The 21700-nt window shown below is 71.4% G+C and carries 20 protein-coding genes; 12 read left to right on the top strand and 8 right to left on the bottom strand.

The features are described 5' to 3' along the window. The first annotated feature begins 35 nt into the window (after nucleotides 1-35). The 5 genes from OG254_RS46325 to OG254_RS46305 are packed head-to-tail and all read left to right on the top strand — an operon-like array spanning nucleotide 36 to nucleotide 7027. A complete protein-coding gene (locus tag OG254_RS46325) occupies nucleotides 36-1211 on the top strand; it encodes an acetyl-CoA carboxylase biotin carboxylase subunit family protein (RefSeq protein WP_405593811.1) in 1176 nt (391 codons plus the stop codon). Further along, nucleotides 1208-2899, top strand: a complete 1692-nt coding sequence (locus OG254_RS46320; protein WP_405593809.1) for an IucA/IucC family protein — start codon at nucleotides 1208-1210, stop codon at nucleotides 2897-2899. Before OG254_RS46325 ends, OG254_RS46320 begins: the two co-directional genes overlap by 4 nt. Next, nucleotides 2896-4086: an MFS transporter gene (locus tag OG254_RS46315; RefSeq protein WP_405593807.1), complete on the top strand. Its 1191-nt coding sequence runs from the start codon at nucleotides 2896-2898 to the stop codon at nucleotides 4084-4086. The genes OG254_RS46320 and OG254_RS46315 overlap by 4 nt, the downstream gene beginning before the upstream one ends. Further along, entirely contained in the window at nucleotides 4086-5831 is a 1746-nt protein-coding gene (locus OG254_RS46310; RefSeq protein WP_405593805.1) for an IucA/IucC family protein, read from the top strand. Before OG254_RS46315 ends, OG254_RS46310 begins: the two co-directional genes overlap by 1 nt. Continuing rightward, complete coding sequence (locus OG254_RS46305) at nucleotides 5828-7027, top strand: type III PLP-dependent enzyme (protein ID WP_405593803.1); 1200 nt, start codon at nucleotides 5828-5830, stop codon at nucleotides 7025-7027. Before OG254_RS46310 ends, OG254_RS46305 begins: the two co-directional genes overlap by 4 nt. Nucleotides 7028-7104: 77 nt before the next feature. On the opposite strand, the gene OG254_RS46300 is transcribed toward OG254_RS46305, so the two are convergent. Then, nucleotides 7105-7413, bottom strand: coding sequence for a hypothetical protein (locus OG254_RS46300; protein ID WP_147996458.1), 309 nt, complete (start codon nucleotides 7411-7413; stop codon nucleotides 7105-7107). Nucleotides 7414-7584: 171 nt separating this feature from the next. Here OG254_RS46300 and OG254_RS46295 point away from each other — a divergent pair, with 171 nt between their 5' ends. Both OG254_RS46295 and OG254_RS46290 read left to right on the top strand, forming a co-directional pair. Then, entirely contained in the window at nucleotides 7585-7950 is a 366-nt protein-coding gene (locus OG254_RS46295; protein WP_147996459.1) for a nuclear transport factor 2 family protein, read from the top strand. Further along, nucleotides 7938-8180 (top strand): hypothetical protein, encoded by a 243-nt coding sequence (locus tag OG254_RS46290; RefSeq protein WP_405593800.1) that lies wholly within the window; start codon nucleotides 7938-7940, stop codon nucleotides 8178-8180. The genes OG254_RS46295 and OG254_RS46290 overlap by 13 nt, the downstream gene beginning before the upstream one ends. A gap of 13 nt (nucleotides 8181-8193) precedes the next feature. Here OG254_RS46290 and OG254_RS46285 read toward each other — a convergent pair whose 3' ends face one another. Both OG254_RS46285 and OG254_RS46280 read right to left on the bottom strand, forming a co-directional pair. Then, a complete protein-coding gene (locus OG254_RS46285; RefSeq protein WP_405593798.1) occupies nucleotides 8194-9183 on the bottom strand; it encodes a CU044_5270 family protein in 990 nt (329 codons plus the stop codon). Next, nucleotides 9176-9709, bottom strand: coding sequence for an RNA polymerase sigma factor (locus tag OG254_RS46280; RefSeq protein ID WP_405593796.1), 534 nt, complete (start codon nucleotides 9707-9709; stop codon nucleotides 9176-9178). The genes OG254_RS46285 and OG254_RS46280 overlap by 8 nt, the downstream gene beginning before the upstream one ends. A gap of 105 nt (nucleotides 9710-9814) precedes the next feature. Here OG254_RS46280 and ctaD point away from each other — a divergent pair, with 105 nt between their 5' ends. Both ctaD and OG254_RS46270 read left to right on the top strand, forming a co-directional pair. Further along, the gene (ctaD, locus tag OG254_RS46275) at nucleotides 9815-11434 is read left to right on the top strand and encodes a cytochrome c oxidase subunit I (RefSeq protein ID WP_405593793.1); all 1620 of its coding nucleotides are present in this window, start codon (nucleotides 9815-9817) and stop codon (nucleotides 11432-11434) included. Next, on the top strand, nucleotides 11431-11754 hold the full coding sequence (locus OG254_RS46270) for a hypothetical protein (protein ID WP_405593791.1): 324 nt from the start codon (nucleotides 11431-11433) through the stop codon (nucleotides 11752-11754). Before ctaD ends, OG254_RS46270 begins: the two co-directional genes overlap by 4 nt. A 7-nt stretch (nucleotides 11755-11761) precedes the next feature. Here the strand turns inward: OG254_RS46270 and OG254_RS46265 are convergent, their stop codons facing one another. Continuing rightward, nucleotides 11762-13726, bottom strand: a complete 1965-nt coding sequence (locus OG254_RS46265) for a ricin-type beta-trefoil lectin domain protein (protein ID WP_405593789.1) — start codon at nucleotides 13724-13726, stop codon at nucleotides 11762-11764. 215 nt (nucleotides 13727-13941) lie between these two features. Between OG254_RS46265 and OG254_RS46260 the strand changes: the two genes are divergently transcribed. Together OG254_RS46260 and OG254_RS46255 are read left to right on the top strand one after the other, a co-directional pair. After that, complete coding sequence (locus OG254_RS46260) at nucleotides 13942-15153, top strand: glycosyltransferase (protein ID WP_405595595.1); 1212 nt, start codon at nucleotides 13942-13944, stop codon at nucleotides 15151-15153. 112 nt (nucleotides 15154-15265) lie between these two features. Continuing rightward, nucleotides 15266-15592, top strand: coding sequence for a hypothetical protein (locus OG254_RS46255; RefSeq protein WP_405593787.1), 327 nt, complete (start codon nucleotides 15266-15268; stop codon nucleotides 15590-15592). Between the two features lie 38 nt (nucleotides 15593-15630). Here the strand turns inward: OG254_RS46255 and OG254_RS46250 are convergent, their stop codons facing one another. Next, nucleotides 15631-16293 carry a TetR/AcrR family transcriptional regulator gene (locus OG254_RS46250; RefSeq protein WP_405593785.1) on the bottom strand — a complete coding sequence of 221 codons (663 nt, stop codon included), beginning with the start codon at nucleotides 16291-16293 and terminating at the stop codon, nucleotides 15631-15633. Between the two features lie 187 nt (nucleotides 16294-16480). Here OG254_RS46250 and OG254_RS46245 point away from each other — a divergent pair, with 187 nt between their 5' ends. Next, nucleotides 16481-17731: a YncE family protein gene (locus OG254_RS46245; RefSeq protein ID WP_405593783.1), complete on the top strand. Its 1251-nt coding sequence runs from the start codon at nucleotides 16481-16483 to the stop codon at nucleotides 17729-17731. Here OG254_RS46245 and OG254_RS46240 read toward each other — a convergent pair whose 3' ends face one another. The 3 genes from OG254_RS46240 to OG254_RS46230 all read right to left on the bottom strand — a co-directional run bounded on the left by OG254_RS46240 (nucleotide 17732) and on the right by OG254_RS46230 (nucleotide 21640). Beyond that, nucleotides 17732-18931, bottom strand: a complete 1200-nt coding sequence (locus OG254_RS46240; protein WP_405593781.1) for a glycosyltransferase — start codon at nucleotides 18929-18931, stop codon at nucleotides 17732-17734. A 50-nt stretch (nucleotides 18932-18981) separates the two neighbouring features. Next, a complete protein-coding gene (locus OG254_RS46235) occupies nucleotides 18982-19716 on the bottom strand; it encodes a MerR family transcriptional regulator (protein ID WP_405593779.1) in 735 nt (244 codons plus the stop codon). Between the two features lie 64 nt (nucleotides 19717-19780). After that, nucleotides 19781-21640 (bottom strand): cellulase family glycosylhydrolase, encoded by a 1860-nt coding sequence (locus tag OG254_RS46230; RefSeq protein ID WP_405593777.1) that lies wholly within the window; start codon nucleotides 21638-21640, stop codon nucleotides 19781-19783. Between the last annotated feature and the right edge of the window lie 60 nt (nucleotides 21641-21700).

Raw genomic sequence — 21700 nt, 5'->3', positions numbered from 1 at the left:
AACCCCCCACCTGCTAGCGGAAGTCGTTCCTCGCCATGCGCCTGTATCTGCTCGCCCTCAACCCGACCGACGCCGTCACCGAGGGCTTCCTGCCCGCCGCGGCCCAGCTCGGCCTGGACGTCACCGTCCTCACCGACCAGCCCGACGCACACCGCCGCACCTACCCGGACATCGAGGTCCTGGACTGCGACGTCCGTGATTTCCGGGCCGTGATCACCCGTATCTCGACCCATCAGGAGCCTGCCTCCGTCTCCACCAACAGCGACCACCTCCAGACTCAGGCCGCCCTGGCCGCCGCCTACTTCGGCCTTCCCGGCAAGGACTGGCGGGCCACCCTGCGCTGCAAGGACAAGGCCGAGATGCGCCGCCGGCTCGCCGCGGCCGGCGTGGACACCGTCTGGTCGGCCGAGCTGACCGAACCGGTCGCGCCCGGCGACGCGCCGTACCCGTGTGTGCTCAAGCCCCGCGAGGGCGTGGCCAGCGAGGACGTCGTCCTCGTCGACGGCCCGGAGGAACTTCAGGCGCACGCGAAGGAGATCCTGGACCGCCGTCCGGGCGCGGTCCTGGTCGTCGAGGAGTACCTTCCCGGCGACCTGTTCACCCTGGAGACCCTCGGCGACGGGCACGTCCGTCATGTCCTGGGCGGCTTCCACACCGAGCTGTCGACGCCGCCGTACTTCATCGAGGAACGCCTCACCTTCGTGCCCGCCCACCCCGAGCCGGTCGTCGCACAGGTCCTGGAGCAACTGGACGCGCTGGGCGTCGGGTTCGGAGCCTGCCACACCGAGTTCGTGGTGCACGCGGGGCGGGCGCGGATCATCGAGGTCAACTACCGTGCCATCGGCGACCAGTGCGACCTGCTGCTGGCCGGGCTGCTGAGGATCCCGCTCTTCGAGCACATCCTGCGCACCCACCTCGGCGAGCCTCTGCCGGCCGACCTCGGCGCCCGCCGGGACGGCGCCGCCCGCCTGGAATACCCGTGCGCCGACCGCGCGGGCACCCTCGTCGAAGCGCCCGCCGCCACCGAACTGGACGTCTACGGCGCGCATCTGACGTACCGTCCGCTGCGCACGATCGGCGAGCGGCACGAGCTGTACCGCACCAACCGCGACTATCTCGGCGTGCTGCGCGCCACCGGCACCGACCAGCCGGCGGTGGACCGGGCGGTGGCGGACTTCCTGGCCGGGCGTCGCTGGGAGATCCAGCCGTGACCGCGACGACCAACGCGGCCATCACCTCGACGGACACCTGCGAGGCGGAGCTGCTCGCGCGCGTGCTCAGCGCTCTCCTGCGCGAGGACGTGGTCGGGCTCCGCAGCCTCAGCACGCCGGTGGAACGGCGCGGCGGGCGCTGGCTGCGGCTCCCCGCGCGGGACGACGCCCTGCTGCTGCCCGTCACCGAGGACGGCTACCAGTGCGCGTACGCCGCCCGCCTGCCGCTTCTCGTGCGCGAGTCGGACGGTGCCGAACTGTCGTCGTGCGACTCCGTGCTCGCCGCGCTGCGTGCGCTCGCCGAGCCCGAGGACCGGGGCGGCTTCGACGCCTTCGCCGAGGAGTGCCGTCAGACGCTGGCGACGATGCGACTGCACGCCGCTACGCGGGCCGAGGTCATGGAGCGGCTGCGCACCGGGACGGGCCTCGGCGGCGGCCTGGCGTACGACACGCTCGCCGCCCGGCTCGACCATCCCGTCTATCCGACGGCACGCGGCCGCTCGGGACTCGGCGAGGAGCAACTGCGGGCCTTCGCCCCGGAGTTCCAGCCGCGCTTCGCCCTGCGCTGGATCGCCGTACCCCAGGACGCCGTCACCTCGTCGGGCACGTTGCCGGAGTTCTGGCCGACGCCCGGGAGTCTCGGGGTGCCGGACCCGCACGGCACCCTGGTGATGCTGCCCGTGCATCCGCTGACCGTCGACGCCCTGCGCGCCGCCGATCTCCCGGACGGCGCCGTGCTCGCCGAGCGCGCTCACCTGGACGTCGTGCCGACGCTGTCCATGCGGACCGTGGCGACGGTCGGCGATCCGTCGGTGCATCTCAAACTCCCCCTCGCCACCGCCACGTTGGGCCTGCGCAACAAGCGGACCGTCAAGCCGGGCACGCTCGTCGACGGTGCGGTCGGGCAGCGGCTGGTGGAGGCGGTGATCGACCGCGCGCCACGCTTCCGGGACGTGATCCTGCACGCCGACGAGACGACCTACGCCCACGCCGGGCACGAGTTGCTCGCCGTGCTGTGCCGCCGCTACCCGGCCGGCCTGGACGATGCAGTGGTGGTGCCGATGGCGGCGCTCCTCGCGCGGGCCCCCGACGGACGGCTGGTGATCGACGGGCTCGCCGACCGCTTCTACGGCGGCGACCCACTGGCCCTCCTGGACGCGGCCCTCACCCTGCTGTTCGACTGGCAGACCGCGCTGTTCGGCCACGGCATCGCCCTGGAGTCGCACCAGCAGAACGTCTCCCTGGTGCTGCGGCGGGGCAGTCTGCGACTGCTGTTCAAGGACAACGACGGCCCGCGCATCAACACCACGCGCCTGGACGGCGTACTGCCGGGGCCGTGGGACTTCGACGACCCGCGGATCCTCGGTACGGACGACGGGCCGGTCGCCGACCTGTTCACCACGATCACCGTGCATCTGTGCGCGGGAGCTTACGCGTTCGGCCTGCCCCGGCATCGCCGTGCGCTGCTCGGTCTCGTACGGGACCGGCTCACGGAAGCCGTCGACCGGCTCGGCGGCGACGCGGCCGACGTCCTGCGCGCTCGGGTCCTGGGCGCGCCGGAACTTCCCGTGAAGGCCATGGTGACGGCCGGGACCCTGCTGTCGAAGGAGCGCTCGGGCGCGGCGGACATCAACAAGCACTACACCAGCGGGCCCAACTACCTTCTGCCGTCCGGGGGTTCGGCATGAGCGCCGGAGCCCTGCGGATGCCGCGGCCGGCGTTCGGGCGGGGGCAGCTGCAGGCGGTGGCCGGCTGCTACTTCGTGGCGTCGTTCGCCGCGCTGGGGCTGCCGCCGTACTTCACCGAGATCCTGCCGGAGCTGGGCGACCGCGGCGCCCGCTGGGCAGGCGTGCTCTATGTCGTGCCGACGGTGTTCGGCGCGCTCGGCGCCCCGCTGTGGGGCCGGCTCGCCGACCGCTTCGGCCGCAAACGGCTGCTGCTGCGCGCCCAGTTGGGGCTCGCGGTGTCCTTCCTGCTCGCGGGCTGGGCGGACTCGCTGGCGACCTTCACGGTGGCCCTGGTCCTCCAGGGCATCCTGGGCGGCACCTTCGCCGCGTCCAACGGCTATCTGGGCGCGGCCCTTCAGGGTGCGGCCCTGTCGAAGGCGCTCACGTTGATGCAGGGCAGCGCGCGGGCCGCGCTGGTCGCCGCGCCGATCGTGGTCGGCTCGCTGTCGGGCTGGCTGTCCCCGCACCGGCAGTACGCCCTGCTCGCCGTGCTGCCGCTGACGGCGGCGCTGCTGCTGGCGGCGCTGCCCGAACCGGAGCACGTCCAGGAGCCTGCGCGAATACCCGAGGCGGTCGACGCCGCGCCCCCGATCGTCTCCCTGAAGACTCTCTACGTCCTGGAGTTCGCCTTCGTGTTCTCCACCGTCATCTCCTTTCCCTATCTGATCGCCCTCGTCGACGACCGGCTCCCGGGGACCTCCCCGGCGCTGTCCGGCGTCCTGTTCGCCCTGCCCCACCTGTGCTACCTGATCGCGGCGCTGCCCGTGCACTCCGTGTTCCGGCACCGCCCGAGGAGCGGGCTCGCGCTCGGCTTCGGCTGCGTCGCGCTCGGGCTCGCCGGACACGGCGTCGCCGGCTCCCTGGCCGCGCTGATCGCCGTACGGCTGCTGCTGGGTGCGGGGCTCACGCTCGGGCTGGTGTGTCTGTCGGTGCTGGCCGCCGACTGCGCCAGGGGCAGGGCGCCCGGCGGACTGTTCGGTTCGCTGGAGTTCTTCTCCAAGGCCGGCGCGGTCGCCGCCGGCGTGGCCGCGGCGGCGGGCAGTGCCCGCTTCGGACCGGCCGCACCCGTGCTGATCGGCGGCGCCGCCGCCTCCGTCACGGCCGTTCTCCTCCCCACTCTGCACCTGCGCACCCGCTGGAGCCGCTGATGCCCTCCCTGACCGACACGCTCCCCGGGCAGGGCGCTGCCCCCGTCGCCGCCGGCCTGCCCGCCGCCGACGTGGTCGTGGCCCACACCCTTCTCAACTGCCTGCTGCGCGAGGTCTCCGGCCCCGAGCGCCAGAGCGTCGTGACCGACGGCCGTCTGCTGCTGCGGCTGCCCCGCCGGGGCGTCCTGCTGCGCGTCGCCCTGCGCCGTACGTCGCTGCTCGGCGCGCACCGGTTCAGCGGCCCGGTGAGCGAGCAGCAGGACGGCGCATGGACCGAGGTGGACTGGCGCCGCCTGGCCGAGTACACCCATGACGAGCTGTGGTTGCGGACGGGTGTGCGCAACGAGGAGTTCCTGGAACAGATCGTCTCCAGCCACCGGGCCGTCGAATCGGCACTCGCCGACCCGCGCCCGGCCCCCGTCACGGACGACGGACCCCGCGCCTACCTCGCCTCCGAACAGTCCCTCCTCTTCGGCCACCGCTTCCACCCCACCCCGAAGGCCCGCACCGGCGACCCGCGGGCCTGGTCCGCCTACGCCCCCGAGGTCGGTGCTTCCTTCCCGCTGCGGCACCTCGCCGTGCGCACGCGTCTGATCGCCGAGGAGACGTGCGAACCGTCGGCCGTCGCCCCGCTCGACGCACAGCGCGCGGACGTCCCGGACGGCTACCGGCTGCTGCCCGCCCACCCCTGGCAGTTCGAGACGCTCCGCGAGCACCCGTTGCTGCGCGCCGCCCTGGAGCGCGGCGACGTCCTCGACCTGGGCCCCGGCGGACGGCCGTTCGCCGCCACCGCGTCCGTGCGCACGCTGTACGACGGGGAGACGTTCCTGAAGTTCAGCCTGAACGTGCGGATCACCAACTGCCTGCGCAAGAACAGCAGTTACGAGCTGTCCGGCGCGGTCGCGCTCACCCGCGCCCTGGCCCCGTCGTTCGCCGACCTGGCCGAGCGCTTCCCCGGCAGCGACATGCTCCGCGAGCCCGCCTACCGCACGCTGGCCCTGCCCGGCCCCGACGGCACACCGGACCGCGCGCTGCTGGAGGGCTTCGGCGTGATCGTGCGCGAGGGCTTGGCGAACCGGCTCGCCCCGGGCACGACCGCCCTGCTCGCGGCCGCCGTCGCCGACGAGTACCCGACGGGTGCCGCGCACATCTCCCGTCTCCTCGCCGGAGCGGACGAGCGCACGGCCCTCGACTGGTGGTCGACGTACCTCGGCCTCCTCCTCCCGCCGGTCCTGTCCGCCTACTTCGACCACGGCCTGGTCCTGGAGCCGCACCTGCAGAACGTGCTGATCTGCGTCGACGGCGACGGCCGGCCCGCCCAGGTCCTCTTCCGCGACCTGGAGGGCACCAAGCTGGTCCCGGACCACCACGAGGACACCCTCGGCGCGCTGCCGCCGGAGGTGGCGGGGCCCATGACGTACGACGCCCAGCGCGGCTGGGACCGCGTCGTCTACTGCCTGCTGGTCAACCACGTCGCCGAGCTGCTCGCCGCCCTGGCCGACCTGCACCCGCAGGCTGAAGGGGCACTGTGGGCCCGGGTTCGCGACACGCTCCGGGTGTACGCCGGCGACCACGGCTGCCCGCCCCGGCTGGCCGCCCTGCTCGCCGGGGTGCCGCTGCCCGCCAAGGCCAACCTCCTCACCCGCTGGGAACGCAAGGCCGACCGGGAGGCGGGCTACGTCCGGCTCCCGTCCCCACTGGCCGAGGACATCCTGCGCGACACGACCGGGAGCGGCACCCGATGACACACCCCACGCCCGCGGTCCACGACCGCATCCAGTCGCTTCCCTCGGCCGAACTCCCCGCCTATGTCTACGACTTGGGCGCCCTGCGCGACCACGCCGCCACCGTGCGCGGCGCCCTCCCCGAGCGGGTCGAGCTGTACTACGCCGCCAAGGCCAACCCGGAGCCGGAGATCCTCACCGCGCTCGGCCCGTGCGTGGACGGCTACGAGGTGTCCTCGGGCGGCGAACTCGCCCATGTCGCCAGGGCCGTACCGGGACGTCCGCTCGCCTTGGGCGGTCCGGGCAAGACACCGGACGAGCTGATCGCGGCGCTGGAGGAAGGGGTCGAGCGCTTTCACGTGGAGAGCGAGTACGAGCTGCGGATGCTGGCCGAGCTGGCGCGGCGGGTGGCGCCGGGGCGGCGGGTGGCGGTCCTGCCGCGCGTCAACCTGCCGGTGGCCGACGGGTCGCTGGCGGGCAGCTCGCTCGCGATGGGCGGCCGGCCGACCCCGTTCGGCATGGACCCCGCGCGGGCCGAGCCGGTGATCCGGCAGCTGGCCTACGGCACCTACCCGCAGCTCGAACTGCGGGGCGTCCACGCCCACCTGGCGAGCGGGCTGGAGGCCGCGGACCAGCTCGCGGTGGCCGAGTCCGTCGTCTCGTGGGCGACCGGGCTCGGGGTCCCGCTCGGCGAGGTGAACGTCGGCGGCGGCATGCACGTCGACTACGGCGACCCGGAGCGGCGCTTCGACTGGGCTGCCTACGGCAACGGGCTCGCCCGGCTGACCGAGCCGCACCCGGAGCTGACCCTGCGCATCGAGCCGGGCCGCGCGCTCACGGCGTACTGCGGCTGGTACGCCACCGAGGTGCTGGACGTGAAGCCGAGCCACGGCGAGGAGTTCGCCGTCGTCCGCGGCGGCACGCACCATCTGCGGACCCCGGCGACCAAGGGGCACGACCAGCCGTGTTCCGTCCTGCCCGTCGACACCTGGGCGCACCCGTGGCCACGCCCGGCCGCCGAGAGTGAGCGGGTCACCCTGGCGGGACAGCTGTGCACTCCGAAGGACGTGCTGGCGCGCGCGGTGCCGGCGGCCGGGCTGCGGGCCGGGGACCGGGTGGCGTTCGCGCTGGCGGGGGCGTATGCGTGGAACATCTCCCACCACGATTTCCTGATGCACCCGAGGCCCGGCTTCCACTTCCTGGACAGCGCTGGGTAGAGGGCGTGTCACTCTCGGCACATGCCAAGGGCCGCCCGGACAGCGGGCGGCCCTTGTGTGTGCGGGCGGGCGGGGCCTCAGACCTCGAGGGCGCCGGGGAGCATCCTGGTGACCGGGGTGTCGAGAGCCTTGGCCTGCTGCGGCCGCTGCGCCCGGCTCAGCTCCTTGAGCTGGTCGAGCCGGGCCAGCTGCTCGGAGGGCCGGGGCATCTTCGCCCTCTTGTCCGCGGGCACGCCGGTCGCGGCGAGGGAGTCGAGCGTGGTCACGGGGTTGAGCATGCCGGCTTTCGGGGGGTCCACCGGCGCCGCGTTCGCCAGCGGAGCGGCGAGGCCGGTGAGGCCGGCTGCGAGACCAACGGCGGTGGCGATGCGTCGTGTTGAGATCATGCCCAGCGCAACGCCGACGGCCCACTCCCGGACACGGCCGGACCGCGCCCCTCACCCGTCAGGCCCAGCGCACCGGCAGCGCTTGCCGAGCCCGGCGGTGCGGAGGACTCTCAGAGGTGAGGCCCTCGCGGCCGCCCCTCGTCATGCCGCGGGTCTCGGAGGAGGTTCACCATGGGCACCGCCGCAACCCCCGCGTTCGACACCGACACACTGCGCCAGGCCGTGGAAGGACAGAGCCCTGCCACGCTTCTTTCGCTCTACACCGACGACGCGGAGATCCGCGTCGTGAACCGCAACGCGCAGCCGAGCCACCCGCAGGTGCTCAGCGGCCGCAATCAGATCGAAGCCATGCTCACCGACGTGTACAGCCGCGACATGACGCACAAGCTCGAGGGATGTGTGATCCAGGGCGACCGCGCGGCCTACAGCGAGTCCTGCGAGTACGCGGACGGTGTCCGCGTGATGTCCGAGTCGATGATCACGCTGCGCGACGGAAAGATCTCCCAGCAGATCATCATCGAAGCATGGGACGAGTAGGCAGGACGTGGCCGAAGGTCCAGGTCTCGGCCAGGCTGACCTGGACCTTCCGGGCAGGCGCGACGGCGGGCCGGACGCATCCGGTCCGGCCTCGCAGGTCGCTGCCGGTCGCCGCGGCGGGCCGGCTGGTGTCGGCCGTGCTCGCGCGCAGGGCGCTGCGGGCACGGCCGCCTCGCCGGCTGCCTCCGGCACACCGCGCGCTGCACGTCCGACGCGCCCGGCACAGGTGAGCCCCCGGGCCGGTCAGCGCATCCAGGCGCTGTACATCATCACGTCTCCGGCCTTCACGCCGAACCGGGGGTCGTCCCGCGTGAAGGTCTGCTCCAGCCCCAGGACGGCACCGTCGGCGGGGTCCATGATCAGCATGCGCCGGCTGTCCTCACCGTCATACAGGTACGCCTGACCGCGCCGGCCCAGCCGGTCCGTGATCTGACCGACGGGCCGCAGTCCCTCGGCATCGGCCAGCAGACGGGCCAGCGCGGCTGACTCGCGGGGGCCGAGGGTCCAGTGGTCGAGCAGGGTCCTGGTGGCGTCGAGGAGTTCGGCGGTGGAAAGCGGCTGCGAGTGGTCCGCCAGGAAGGCGCGCTCAGCTTCCTCCAGGTAGTCGTGCAGCCCCCGGGCGTCGTGCGGCGGCGGGGACTCGGGCGGGGCGTCGCTCCAACTCGGAGGGTAGGTCCGCCTGCTGAGGACGTGGCCGTCGTCGACCAGGCGTGGCTCGGCGCCCTCGTCGGTGAGGACCGGGCGGCCGGGGTGGCGCGGGTCGGTCGCCACGACGAGCTCCGTGTGGCTGTCGTCGTCGTTCCAGCGCACGATCGTCTCCTGCGGGAGCGTGATCGGCGGGTCCTGGTCGCTCATGGCCAGGCTCCACGACTGCACGTGCGTACCTTTGCGCAGCGCCGGCGAGCCTGCCGGCGAAGCCTGCTCGGCGCGCTCGGCCAGCCGCGCCATGGGCACGGGCGTGGAGTCGGCCTGCACCACCAGCGGGCGGGGTGCGGCGACCGCGGGGGCGGTGGTCTGGCCGGTGAGCAGCAGTGCCGACACCAGCGCGGTCACCACGGCCGTGGCCGCGAGGCCCCATGCCAGCCGGGTGCGGCGGCGCGGCGCGGCGGGCCGTTCGTGCAGCAGCCGGTCGAGGTGGCGTTCGGCGGTGTGGTCCAGCGGGCCGTCGCCGTAGTGCGGGCCGTCGACCGGTACCGGGTTGGCTCGGCGCAGCAGTTCGAGTTCGTCAGCCATGGCTTCGTTCCTTGGACTCGGTCGCTGGGCACGTACGGTCGATCTCGGCTCTGAGCCGGCGGCGGGCGCGGTGCAGCCGCATCGACGCGGCCCGAGTGCCGCAGCCGAGGGCCACGGCGAGTTCCTCGACGCCCAGCTCCTCCCACGCCCTCAGGCGCAGCACCTCCTGGTCGGCCGGGGACAGCCGGGCCAGCGCCTCGTGCACCCAGGCGCCGGGCGTTTCCGCGTCGGGGCTGTCCACGATGTGCCGGCCGTGCGCGGCGTCGTCGTTGCCCATCCGGTCCACCAACCGCCGCCGGCGCCCGTAGCCGCGTACCGCGTTCGCCAGGCAGTTGCGTGCCACGCCGTACAGCCAGGGCAGTGGCGTCGCCGGGAGGTCGGTCCGGCGGCGCCACGCCACGGTGAACACCTCCGCCACCACTTCCTCGACCTCACTCGTACGCCCGTCCAGTCGCCGCGCGACATAGCGGCTGACCGCCCAGTAGTGCTCGCGATAGGCAGCGGCGAAGATCTCGTCGTTGCTCATGTTCCGTTCGTGTCCGGCACCGGCCGGATCGTCACACCCTCTTCCGTGATGCTCGTCGCGTCCGTCGAGTGTGACGTGCGGGTGGGGTGCGGACACAGGCGGGGCGTGAAGAGGATCAGAGACTTCAAGGCCGTCCAGTGGCTGACCACCACGGATCACAAGACCATCGGCACGCTCTACTTGGTCACGTCGTTCGCGTTTTTCTGCATCGGCGGTCTGATGGCGCTGTTGATGCGCGCCGAGCTGGCTCGTCCGGGTCTGCAGATCATGTCGAACGAGCAGTTCAATCAGGCGTTCACGATGCACGGCACGATCATGCTGCTGATGTTCGCGACGCCGCTGTTCGCCGGTTTCGCGAACTGGATCATGCCGCTGCAGATCGGCGCGCCGGACGTGGCGTTCCCGCGGCTGAACATGTTCGCCTACTGGCTGTACCTGTTCGGCTCGCTCATCGCGGTGGGCGGCTTCCTCACCCCGGACGGCGCGGCCGACTTCGGCTGGTTCGCGTACAGCCCGCTGTCGGACGCGGTCCGCAGCCCGGGCATCGGCGCCGACATGTGGATCATGGGTCTGGCCTTCTCCGGCTTCGGCACCATCCTCGGCTCGGTCAACTTCATCACCACGATCATCTGCATGCGCGCCCCCGGCATGACCATGTTCCGCATGCCGATCTTCGTGTGGAACGTGCTGCTGACGGCCGTCCTGGTCCTGCTCGCCTTCCCCGTCCTCGCGGCGGCGCTGTTCGCGCTGGAGGCGGACCGCAAGTTCGGCTCGCACATCTTCGACGCGGCGAACGGTGGAGCGTTGCTGTGGCAGCACTTGTTCTGGTTCTTCGGGCATCCAGAGGTGTACATCATCGCCCTGCCGTTCTTCGGCATCATCAGTGAGGTCATCCCGGTCTTCTCCCGCAAGCCGATGTTCGGCTACATGGGTCTGATCGCGGCGACCATCGCCATCGCGGGTCTGTCCGTGACGGTGTGGGCGCACCACATGTACGTCACCGGCGGTGTGCTGCTGCCGTTCTTCGCCTTTATGACGTTCCTCATCGCCGTCCCCACGGGCGTGAAGTTCTTCAACTGGATCGGAACGATGTGGAAGGGCTCGTTGTCCTTCGAGACACCGATGCTCTGGGCGGTCGGGTTCCTGATCACCTTCGTCTTCGGTGGTCTGACGGGCGTCATCCTGGCTTCGCCGCCGATGGACTTCCACGTGTCCGACTCGTACTTCGTGGTGGCGCACTTCCACTACGTCGTGTTCGGCACCGTCGTCTTCGCGATGTTCGCCGGCTTCCACTTCTGGTGGCCGAAGTTCACCGGCAAGATGCTCGACGAGCGGCTCGGCAAGATGACCTTCTGGACGCTGTTCATCGGCTTCCACGGCACCTTCCTGGTCCAGCACTGGCTGGGCGTGAACGGAATGCAGCGCCGCATTCCCGACTATCTGGCAGTGGAAGGGCTGACGGTGCTGAACAGCCTGTCGACCGTCTTCTCGTTCGTGCTCGGCGCGTCGCTCCTGCCGTTCTTCTACAACATCTGGAAGACCGCGAAATACGGAAAGAAGGTGGAGTCCGACGACCCGTGGGGCTACGGCCGCTCGCTGGAGTGGGCGACTTCCTGCCCGCCGCCGCGCCACAACTTCCTCACTCTGCCGCGGATCCGTTCCGAATCCCCCGCGTTCGATCTGCATCACGCGCCGGCGCGGGAGAAGGAGTTGACCACTCTGTGAGCGTCACCGACGAATTCCTCAACGACATCGAGGGGCATCTGCTGCTGGCCGCGACCCGCGAGGAAGGGCGTACGGCCGCCGCTCGTTTCAGCGCGCCGCTGCACTGGCTGACGGATGCCCAGCGGGGCGAGGTGGAGCGGCGGTTCGAGGCGGAGTACCTCGCACTCGCCCGGGTCTCCTGGCGGCACACGGCGGAGCGTGCCGGGAGACTGCGGGACGAGTACGAGGCGACCTACCGCGATCTGCGGCGCCGGCTGCTGGCCGGCTGGCTGCTGACCTGCGCCCTGGCTTTCGGGGTCCTGGTCGTGTGCCTCGTCTAGGCCCGCGCTAGCTCACCGTCCACTTCTGGTTGTCCTGGCCGTTGCAGGTCCAGAGCACCAGCTTCGTGCCGCCGGCCGTGGCCGCGCCGTACGCGTCCAGGCAGAGCCCGGCGTTGACGTTGGTGAGGGTGCCGTCGCTGCCCAGGTTCCACTTCTGGTTGTTCTGGCCGTTGCAGTCCCAGATGACGACACGGGTGCCGTTGGTGGTGCCGAGGTTGTAGGCGTCGAGGCACTTGTTGCCGTAGACCACCAGCTCCTTGCGGGTGCTGTGGTACTGCCACACCTGGTTCTGGCCGCCGTTGCAGTCCCACAGCTGGGCGTCGGTGCCGTTCGCGATGGTGTTGTCGTCGATGTCCGCACAGCGGCCGGAACCGGTGCCGGTGATCAGGGTGCCGTTCCTGCCGGGCAGCGGCCGCACGACGATGCCTTCGAGGGTCGGGGCGCCGGAGAAGGCGATCGTGTTGGCGTTGCCCTTGGCGAGGGAGACGTTGACGGAGATGTTGCCGGCGCCGGATCCGGTCGGCGGGAAGGAGACCTTCGTCGGGGTCTGCCCGTTGACGGTGAGCGTGGCCGTGCGGGCCGTGGACGCGGTGTTGGTGTAGGAGACCTCGACCGTCTTCAGGCCGGCGCTCCCGGCGACCACGCCGGAGAAGCTCGCCGTGCCGTTGTAGGTGCTCGCGGACTGCTCGGTGCCGCCGGTGACGGTGAGCATCACGGAACCGCCCGCGGGGACGCCGGCGGTGTAGCTCGTGCCGGTGGTGGCGACGTTCTGCCGGGCCCACAGGTCGCGGACGGTCGCGGAGGCGTTCGTCAGGCCGAGGTCGGACCAGCGGACGGTCATGTTCTGCGTGGTCGACGTGCGGTTGAGCAGGACGACGGCACGGTTGCCGCTGCCGGTCAGGACCTTGCCGTACACCTGGAGACCGGTGGTGTCCTCGGCGACCTCGACGCCCTGGAGGCCGCGCGGGTCCTGGTCGACGGCGATGACCTCGGGGTTGGTGAGGATGCTCGTCGTCTCGCTGGTGAGAGTGGTGAGGTCGAGGCCGGCGAGCATCGGGGCGCCGGAGATCGCCCAGAGGTTCATGTGGGAGCGGTTCTGGGCGGCGGTGAGGCCCGTCATGCCGACGACCATCATGTCGGGGTCGTTGTAGGAGCCGGTGTGCTGGGCGGTGGGGTGGATGTTGCGGTCGAAGGCGGTCAGGACGTTGCTGTACGACGGGGTGCCGCCGTGGAAGAAGATGTCCGTGTTGGTCCGCCACATCGGGCCCATGCCCGGGGCCCAGTTCCAGGGGTTGTCGTAGCCCCAGTTGCACAGGGACAGGGCGAGCGGGCGGCCAGTGGTGGCGGTCGCCGTGGCCACAGCGTCGCTGATCGACTGGTAGGTCGCCTCGGGGTCGAGGCCCTCGGCGTCGCCGCCGCACCAGTCGACCTTCACGAAGTCGAAGCCCCAGCGCGAGAACTGGAGCATGTCCTGCTCGTAGTGTCCCTCGCTGCCCGAGCCGGGCGCGGCCGGGCGGCCGGTCGGGAAGTAGTAGCCGCAGCCGTCCTTGCCCGCGTCGGTGTAGATGCCTGCCTTGAGGCCCTTGCTGTGGATGTAGTCGGCGATGGCCTTCATGCCGCCGGGCCACTCCGCCTCGTCGACGGTGATGTTGCCCGCGCTGTCACGGGTGCCCTGCCACCAGCCCTCGTCGATGTTGATGTACTCGTAGCCGGCCTCCGGCATGCCCGCCGCCACGAACGCGTCGACCTGCTTCTTGATGACGTTGAAGTCGACCTTCGCGGCGAACGCGTTCCAGGAGGCCCAGCCCATGGGGGCGGCGGGAACCGGTATCTGCCGGGCGGTCGTCGCCGCCTGGGCCGGTGCGGGTGCCGCGAACAGCAGGGCGGCCGTCGCTGCGAGTACCAGGACGAGGGCGCGGGTGACGAGGGTTCTGCAGCGGCGGACGAGGCTGACGCGAGGCGGGGGGTTCATGCGGCTCCTTCATGCGGGGAACGCGGCTCAGGATGTTCGAGATTTCGAATGTAATTCGTATAACCGAACGCGTGGCGCCGAAAGTAGAGCCAGGAGAGGGGGAAGTCAACGGATGGGACAGACCTGAAGTAGCCCCTCGGCGCGGATGGTTGGCGCGGATGGCTGGCGCTCGATTCGGGCGGCGCCGCCATACTGGCGGGGTGCGCGTAGCGATCATGACGGCGGGCTCGCGGGGCGATGTGGCCCCCTACACCGGACTGGGGCACGCCCTGTCCCGGGCGGGACACGAGGTGACCCTGGTGACGCACGGCTGCTTCGAGCGGCTGGTCGCGGAGTCGGGCGTACGGTTCCACCCCCTGCCGCTGGATCCGCGGGCCGAGCTGGAGTCCGCGCGCGGGCGCGCTCTGCACCGCAGCGGGTCCGGCGTGGGCAAGCTCGTGCGCGTCATGGGGATGGCGCGGAGCCTGGCCGGGACCATGACGGACGACATGCTGGCCGCCGCCCGGTCGAGCGACGTCCTGCTCCTGGCGGCCTCCACCGCACCACTGGGGCACGCCATCGCCGAGGGCCTGTCCCTGCCCAGCATCGAACTCCCGCTCCAACCGCTCGCCCCCACCCGCGAGTTCGCACCCCCGATGCTCGGCAGCGGCTCCTGGGGCGGCCTCGGCAACCGGGTCGCCGGACATGGAGTGAACCTGGCCATCGAGCGGGTCTTCTCAGCGGCCGTCCCCGACGCCCGCGCAAGACTCGGCCTGCCCCGCAACAAGACCCGCGGCGAGCCGACCGGCACCGTGCTGTGCGGCTTCAGCCCGCTGGTGGTGCCCCGGCCGCACGACTGGGGCCCGCACCTGAGCGTGACGGGGTACTGGTGGCCGTACGACGGTGAACCTCAACTCCCGCCCGAGCTCCAGGACTTCCTCGACGCGGGCGCGCCTCCGGTCTTCGTGGGCCTGGGCAGCGCGACCGTCCCCGATCCGGCGCGGCTGAGCTCCGAGGTCGTGCGTGCCGTGCGCGGGGCCGGGCTGCGGGCGGTGATCCAGCGGGGCTGGGGCGGGCTGGAGGCCGAGGGGGACGACGTGCTGACCGTCGGCGAGGTGCCGCACTCCGCGCTGTTCCCGCGGATGGCCGCCGTCGTCCATCACTGCGGTGCGGGCACGACCGCCGCAGGGCTGCGTGCCGGGGTGCCGGCGGTGCCGGTGCCGGTCCAGTTCGACGAGGGCTTCTGGGCTGCCCGCCTGGTCTCCCTCGGCGTCGCGCCCCGCGCCGTACCGCTCCGCAGGTTCACGGCCGACGCCCTGGCAGCAGCCCTGCGGCAGGCGACCGGCGACCCGTCCTACGGCCGACGCGCCCGCGACCTGGCCGACGGGCTGCGCGCCGAGGACGGCATGGCTCCCGTGCTGGACGCGGTGAACCGGCTCGGCGGCTGAATCCCCCTTCAGCTCCGTTCAGCGGCTGTTCAGCGACCTCGTCGCATGCTGGTACCGCGGGTCGGGCCGCACGACACGGCGGGCACGGCACCGCGCGGCACAGGGAGCGGACATGAAGCGCAAGGGCAAGTGGATCGTCGCAGGCGTGGCCTCGGCCGCCCTCATCGGCGGCGGCACCGGCATCGCCCTGGCCACCGCCGGCGGGGACGACTCCGAGAAGCCCATCACGGGCAGCGCGTTCGACAGGGCGAGCGCCGCCGCGGTGGCGCACACCGGTGGCGGCAAGGTCACGGACACCGAGGTCGGCGACGAGGAGGGCTACTACGAGGTCGAGGTCACCCTCGACGACGGCAAGCGGACCGACGTCCATCTCGACAAGGACTTCAAGGTCCTCAGCACGGTGGCGGACAGCGAGAACGAGACGAACGACAAGGACTGACCCCGGCCGCGCCGGGCCCTGACGTCACGGCATCTGCGTCAGGGCCCGGCGAGCCGAGGTCCCACCGGCTGGAGGATGCCGAGGAGGATGCGGACGAGCTCGTCGACGACCTCGTCGAGGGTCGCGTCCACCCACCCCGCGCTCCAGTCGTGCAGCAGCCCGTTGACGCTGCCGATGAACGCCGTCACGGCGAGGCGGTAGTCGCGCGGCGCCGCCTCCCCGCGCGCGACGGCGCCCGCCACCTCGGCACAGACGAGGTCGATCCAGCGGGCGCGACGTGCGAGGCGCTGCTCCTCCAGGCGCGGGCTGACGCCGATGATCTCGACGAAGGTGATGCGGATGCGGCGCGGATCCGCGGTGACGTTCCCGGCGTACGCGCGGAAGATCACGGTGGCGCGTTCGGCCAGCGGCAGGCCCTCGGCCTCGGCCGCCGCGGCCAGGACGGCCTCCTGCGCCCACCCGTTGACCTGGAGGTGGAGCGCGGCCAGCACGTCCTCCAGGGTGCGGAACTCCTCGTAGAACTGACGCGTCGACAGCCCGGCGGCCTCGCTGAGGGCCGCGACGGTCGTCCCCCGGAATCCGGGGCCGTCTCCGAACAACCGCAGCGCCGCGTCGAGGAAGCGCCGCCGCCGCTCGGCCTGTCGCTCCTCTGCCGACCTGCCGCCGTAGCGACCGGTGGGCGCCTTGAGCCTGCCCGCCACACTGTCCTCCCGCCGCCTCGCCGACCCGACGATCAATTTTGTCGTGTACGCAGTCTTGTGGAGAAGGGCACCCCCTCCTTACTTTTCAGTAAGTTGACTCTGAAAGCACCGGTGTTCAGATTCGGCGCCCCGCTTTGGCATGCCCCACTCATGACGCCCACCCCCTTCAGAGGAAGAGAGAGCAGTCATGCCTGCCATCAGACCCAGGCACCTGTGCTCCGTAGCCGCCGCCCTCGCCCTGACCGTCTCCGCCTCCGCGACCGCCGCGAGCGCGGCCGACTCCTCCGCCGCCCTGCGCGAGGTGCTGTTCGTCGGCAACAACTGGGACGGCACCGCCGATGTCATCAAGTCCTCCGGTGACTTCGCGAAGATCGGCCGTGTCAACGTCATCCCCGACAAGGACGAGCGGATGGCGGAGATCAACGCGAACCCGATCAAGTGGATCTACTTCATGGCGATCCGCAACAGCGTCGGTGAGGGCCACGACCAGTTCGTCGACGACATGTACTCGACGCCGGACGGGAATTCCGTGGTCGTCTCGCGCCCGAGCTTCGCCGACGTGGTCTCCCTCGACCTGGCCACGGGTGCGGTCAACTGGCGCTTCCCCGTGTCCGGTTACCGCGCCGACCACATGGCGGTCTCCCCCGACGGCAAGCGGGTGGCCGTGTCGGCCTCGACCTCGAACACCGTGCACGTGCTGGACATCGAGAGCGGCAGGGAACTGGGCAAGTTCGCCACCGGCGACAAACCGCACGAGAACATCTTCACGCAGGACGGCAAGTACATCTACAACATGGCGATCGGCGACGTGAACACGCAGACCGACGCCCCCTGGCTGGACTGGACGAAGGGCGACCGGCGCATCACGGTCGTCGACGCGAGCACGTACCAGCAGGTCAAGGTCATCGACATGCGCCCGAAGCTGGACGCGATCGGCCTGACGGACTACTCCGACGCGGTGCGGCCCGCGGTGTTCTCGCCGGACGAGTCGAAGCTGTACTTCCAGGTGTCGTTCTTCAACGGCTTCTTCGAGTACGACCTGGCCACCGACCGGATCGCCCGCACCAAGACCCTGCCGAAGAACCCGGCGACCAGCGACGACCGCACCACCTTCGTCAACGACTCACGCCACCACGGCATCTCGATGAGCCCCGACGGCAGCAAGCTCTGCGTCGCGGGCACGATGGACGACTACGCGACCGTCGTGAACCGCACCACGTTGCAGGAGGGCCCGCTCGTCACCGCCTCCAAGCCCTACTGGGCCACGGTCAGCGGCGACGGCAAGTCCTGCGTGGTCTCCGAGAGCGGCACCGACCAGGTCACGGCCATCGACTTCGCCACCGGCCGGAAGCAGCTGTCCGTCCCGGTCGGCGACCATCCGCAGCGCGTCCGCCTTGGCCATGTGCAGCCCGGCTGGGCGAGCCCCACGGGAGGCTGATCAGCCCAGGGCCTTGAGCACCGCGCCCACACCGTCCTCGGTCGCCATGTGCCGCGCGGCGACCGAGGCGGCGCGGGTGTACGCCTGCTGCCGCACGGCCCGGCCCAGTGCGTCCGCGAGCCGTTCGGCGGTGAGCGAGGCGAAGGGGATCGGGTCGGTGGCGGCGCCGATCGCGGCGAGCCGCCCCGCCCAGAACGGCTGGTCCGCCGTCACCGGCACCGCGACCGTGGGCACTCCGGCGCGCAGCGCGGCCGCCGCGGTACCCGCCCCGGCGTGCTGCACCACCGCGGCCACCCTGGGGAACAGCAGGGCATGCGGTACGTCGCCGATGGTGAGGACGTCGTCGCCGGCGACCGCGAGTCCGGCGCTGCCCGCCTGGACGATGCCCCGCAGCCCGGCACGCCGCAGCGCCTGGGCGGTGAGCTCGCTCAGCCGCTCGCCGTGACCGGCCGCCATGCTGCCGAACCCGACGAACACCGGGCGCGCTGCGGCCGCGAGGAAGTCCTCCACCTCGGCGGGGAGCCGGCGTTCCGGGGCGACGTACGGCCACCAGGTGCCGACGACGTCGAGTCCCGTACGCCAGTCGGACGGACGCGGCACCAGCGCCGTACTGAAGCCGTGCAGGACGGGCTGGTGCGCCCGCTCGTGGCGTCGGCGCAGCTCGGAGGGTGACAGCGGCGGCAGGTCGAGGCGTCGGCGCAGCGCGGTGACGGCATCCGCGTAGACGCGGTCGGCCATGCGCAGGGCGAAGCGGCCGGCGGCGCGGTTGCCGAGGCGGCCCAGCGAGCGGGTTCCCATGACCACCGGCGGGAAGTCGCCGGTCGGGGCGGTGGGTTGGAGGTGGGCGCCGATCGCCGGGATGCCCATGGCCTCGGCCACCTGCCGGCCGAGCGGTGCCGTGGTGGTCGACAGCAGGAGCAGGTCCGTGCGTGCGTCCACCGCGTCGGCGAAGCCCTGCCCGAGCTCGGTGACGAACGCGGTGGCGGTGCGCATCAGCGCGCGTCGCCCGTCGGCCTCGTGGCGAGCCTGCGGGCGGCTGGGCAGGCTCCGGAACTCCAGGCCGGCCTCCCGGACCAGCGGCGCGAAGGCGTCGGTCGTGGCGAGGGTGACGTCGTGTCCGGCCTCGCGCAGGCCCGCCCCGAGCCCGGTGTACGGTGCGACGTCGCCGCGTGATCCGGCGGCGGCGATCAGGATCCTCATCCGTCCTCCTCATGGTCCGCCCGGCGGGACGCGTTCGCGTGGACGGCCTTTCACAGATAGGTGGCGAGGCCCGGCCGCTGCTGCGACGGCGGTACGACGAGCGCGAAGGCGCGCGGATCGGCGGCGAAGTCGTCCGCGATACGCCGGTGCATGTCGGGCGGGCAGGTGGTGAACCAGCGGGCGATGTGCAGCCGGTGCTCCTCGGCGAGGTCCATGACCCGTTCGCCGTCGGCGGGCTCCCCGTCGTCGAAGGCGGCCAGCAACTCCCCACGCCAGACGGCGGCCTCACCCATAAGCTGACGCCAGTCCTCCTTGGTGTGGGAGGCAGCGCGTGCCATCGACTCCTTCTGCCCCGGCGAGTCCTGCCACTTGAGCTGTGCCTGGGTGGCGTAGCTGAGGTCGAAGTCGATCTCTCCGAAGACCTCGAAGCGCTCGGCCGGATCCAGTTGCACGCCCGTCTGCTGGACCTCGATCGCCTGCTCGGCCACCTCGGCCAGTCGCCGGAGCCTGCCGATCTCCTCGGTCAACTGCCGTACCCGGGCCCGGAGATACTCCCGGGCGTTGGCCTGCGGGTCCTTGAGGATCTCGGCGATCTCGTCGAGGGAGAAGCCGAGTTCGCGGTAGAAGAGGATCTGCTGGAGCCTGGCCAGGTCGGTGTCGTCGTACAGCCGGTAACCGGCGCCGCTACGGCCACTGGGCGAGAGGAGTCCCGCCCGGTCGTAGTGGTGCAGCGTGCGCACGGTCACCCCGGCGAAGGCCGAGACCTGCCCCACGGAGTAGCTCATTCACCCGCCCTTTCGTCGGGTACAGCGTGCAGCCTGACGTAAGGGCAGGGTCAAACGGCGGTTCCTATCCGGCGTTCCGCGCGGCCCAGGCGGAGAGTTCGGACCGTGCGGCGTTCAGCAGCGCGGCCGAGGGGGCGCTCGCCCCGTTCGTCACGAGCGCGTAGTGCAGGACCCCGGAGTCGGTGTCGGTGAGCAGCAGACGGCGGCTGCCCGTGCCGCCCGGTTCCGCGGCCACGCCGACCGGGGTGGCCGAGGTGTACGACGGCGGGGCGTAGGCCGTGCCCAGGTCGGAGACCACCGTGGTGGACCCGGTCGGGAAGGACGCCGGGAGGTGCAGTTCGGTCGGTGCCGTGCCGCTGTTCGAGCGCCAGAGCTGCAGCCCGTACTGTCCCGATCCGACGAGCTGCGCCACGTTCGGCATGGAGCTCGGTACCGGGTTCCAGGTCAGCGTGGTGTCGCCGTCGCGGGAGCGGTCCTCGTAGGTGAAGGCGAGTGTCGTCCCGGAGGTGGCGCCGGGGTAGATCCGGTCGAGCAGCCTGGCGTCCTGCCGCAGCACCGCCTTGCCCGAGTCGTCGAGCCGTACGGCCGACAGATCCTCGTCGTTCCAGGCGTCCCCGGTGGTGAGGACCTTGTCGGGGTTGTCGTTCATCAGCTCGTGGTGGCGTCCGTTGTAGATGTCCCACTGCCACTGCGTACCGGACAGCACCGGGCCGGATCCGGTCGGGTTCGACCACCAACTCGCGCCCGGGACGCGGGAGTCGAGGGCCTGGTACATCGCCTTGAGCACGGTCGGCGCCTTGTCGGAGACCGAGCCCGACAGCGGGTGCCCGAACTCGCTGACGATCGCGGGCGTCCCGGTGGCCGAGGCACGGTCGCGGACCGTGCCGAAGTCGCCGGCGTACTGGCCGTCGGCCGCCTTGCCCCACATGAAGATGCCGGAGATGGCCTTCTGGTCGTAGAAGTGGGTGTTGAAGACGTAGCGCGGGCCGAGCGTGCCCGCGTCGAGCAGGCCGCCCTCCTGCTTCTGGAAGTCGAGGTTGGCGTTCCAGAAGAGGTTCGGCTCGGCGAAGAGGGGCTTGTCCTGCCAGCCGGCCGCGTCCATGCGGGAGCGGAACTTCTCGTAGAACGGCCACAGGACGTCCCGTTCCCAGGTGCGGCTGGTCTGGCCGGAGTCGTAGCTGCCGGCGTGCGGCTCGTTGTACGGGTCGAAGCCGACGACGCCCACGAACTCGGCGGCGGAGACGTTCTGTCTGACGTACGCCATCGTCTTCTGGGCGGTCGTCAGGAACGCGTCCTGAAGGCCGTACTCGTTGTGCCAGAAGTCGTGCGACGCCTGCTTCACGGCCTCGTTCTGGGTGATGTTCTGGCCCCAGAAGAGGCAGATCCCACAGGACTCGTCCGGGTAGTCCCCCGCGTCCACGGCCCACTTGGGGGCGCCGTCACCCGAGTACCAGCTGTCGGGGTCGAACAGGTACCGGGAGTAGAGGTCCTGGTGGAAGTCGGGGTAGACGCGGATGCCGGCGTCGAGGAACGCGCGCATCTGGGCGGTGGCGGCGGCCAGATACGTGGTGTCCAGCTGTCCGCGCACGGGCTCCGCGGAGGCCCAGGAGAGAAGGAAGCGGATCGAGTTGCCGCCGCCGAGGGCGCGCAGCGCGGTCGCGGACTTCTTCGCGTCGGCGACCGAGGCGAAGGGCAGACCGCCGTTCTCCGCCAGCTTGGTCTCGCCGGAGACGTTGTAGCCGCGCAGGACGACCTCGCGGCCGTGGCCGTCGGTGAAGCGGCCGTTCTGCACGGTCAAGGGCGTTTCGTCGAACCAGAGGGAGTCGGGAAGGGTGGCGGCGGTGGCGGGAGAGGGGCCCGCCACCGCGAGGGATCCTAAGAGGACGACCAGAACAACCAGCAGACGCGCTCGTATGTTCGGCATGTCCACTACAGTCCGGCGATATCAGGACACCGTCAATACTCCTGACCCTGGAGTAAGTTG

The organism is Streptomyces sp. NBC_01092 (assembly GCF_045039535.1).
Lineage (GTDB): Bacteria > Actinomycetota > Actinomycetes > Streptomycetales > Streptomycetaceae > Streptomyces.
The sequence above is the reverse complement of the archived record's forward strand: the minus strand, read 5'-3'. Positions and strand labels throughout refer to the sequence as shown.

Coding starts and splice junctions, on each gene's coding strand:
- OG254_RS46325 (WP_405593811.1), top strand. CDS start 36: ATGCGCCTGTATCTGCTCGCCCTCAACCCGACCGACGCCGTCACCGAG.
- OG254_RS46315 (WP_405593807.1), top strand. CDS start 2,896: ATGAGCGCCGGAGCCCTGCGGATGCCGCGGCCGGCGTTCGGGCGGGGG.
- OG254_RS46310 (WP_405593805.1), top strand. CDS start 4,086: ATGCCCTCCCTGACCGACACGCTCCCCGGGCAGGGCGCTGCCCCCGTC.
- OG254_RS46305 (WP_405593803.1), top strand. CDS start 5,828: ATGACACACCCCACGCCCGCGGTCCACGACCGCATCCAGTCGCTTCCC.
- OG254_RS46300 (WP_147996458.1), bottom strand. CDS start 7,413: ATGATCTCAACACGACGCATCGCCACCGCCGTTGGTCTCGCAGCCGGC.
- OG254_RS46295 (WP_147996459.1), top strand. CDS start 7,585: ATGGGCACCGCCGCAACCCCCGCGTTCGACACCGACACACTGCGCCAG.
- OG254_RS46290 (WP_405593800.1), top strand. CDS start 7,938: ATGGGACGAGTAGGCAGGACGTGGCCGAAGGTCCAGGTCTCGGCCAGG.
- OG254_RS46285 (WP_405593798.1), bottom strand. CDS start 9,183: ATGGCTGACGAACTCGAACTGCTGCGCCGAGCCAACCCGGTACCGGTC.
- OG254_RS46280 (WP_405593796.1), bottom strand. CDS start 9,709: ATGAGCAACGACGAGATCTTCGCCGCTGCCTATCGCGAGCACTACTGG.
- OG254_RS46265 (WP_405593789.1), bottom strand. CDS start 13,726: ATGAACCCCCCGCCTCGCGTCAGCCTCGTCCGCCGCTGCAGAACCCTC.
- OG254_RS46260 (WP_405595595.1), top strand. CDS start 13,942: ATGACGGCGGGCTCGCGGGGCGATGTGGCCCCCTACACCGGACTGGGG.
- OG254_RS46255 (WP_405593787.1), top strand. CDS start 15,266: ATGAAGCGCAAGGGCAAGTGGATCGTCGCAGGCGTGGCCTCGGCCGCC.
- OG254_RS46245 (WP_405593783.1), top strand. CDS start 16,481: ATGCCTGCCATCAGACCCAGGCACCTGTGCTCCGTAGCCGCCGCCCTC.
- OG254_RS46240 (WP_405593781.1), bottom strand. CDS start 18,931: ATGAGGATCCTGATCGCCGCCGCCGGATCACGCGGCGACGTCGCACCG.
- OG254_RS46235 (WP_405593779.1), bottom strand. CDS start 19,716: ATGAGCTACTCCGTGGGGCAGGTCTCGGCCTTCGCCGGGGTGACCGTG.
- OG254_RS46230 (WP_405593777.1), bottom strand. CDS start 21,640: ATGCCGAACATACGAGCGCGTCTGCTGGTTGTTCTGGTCGTCCTCTTA.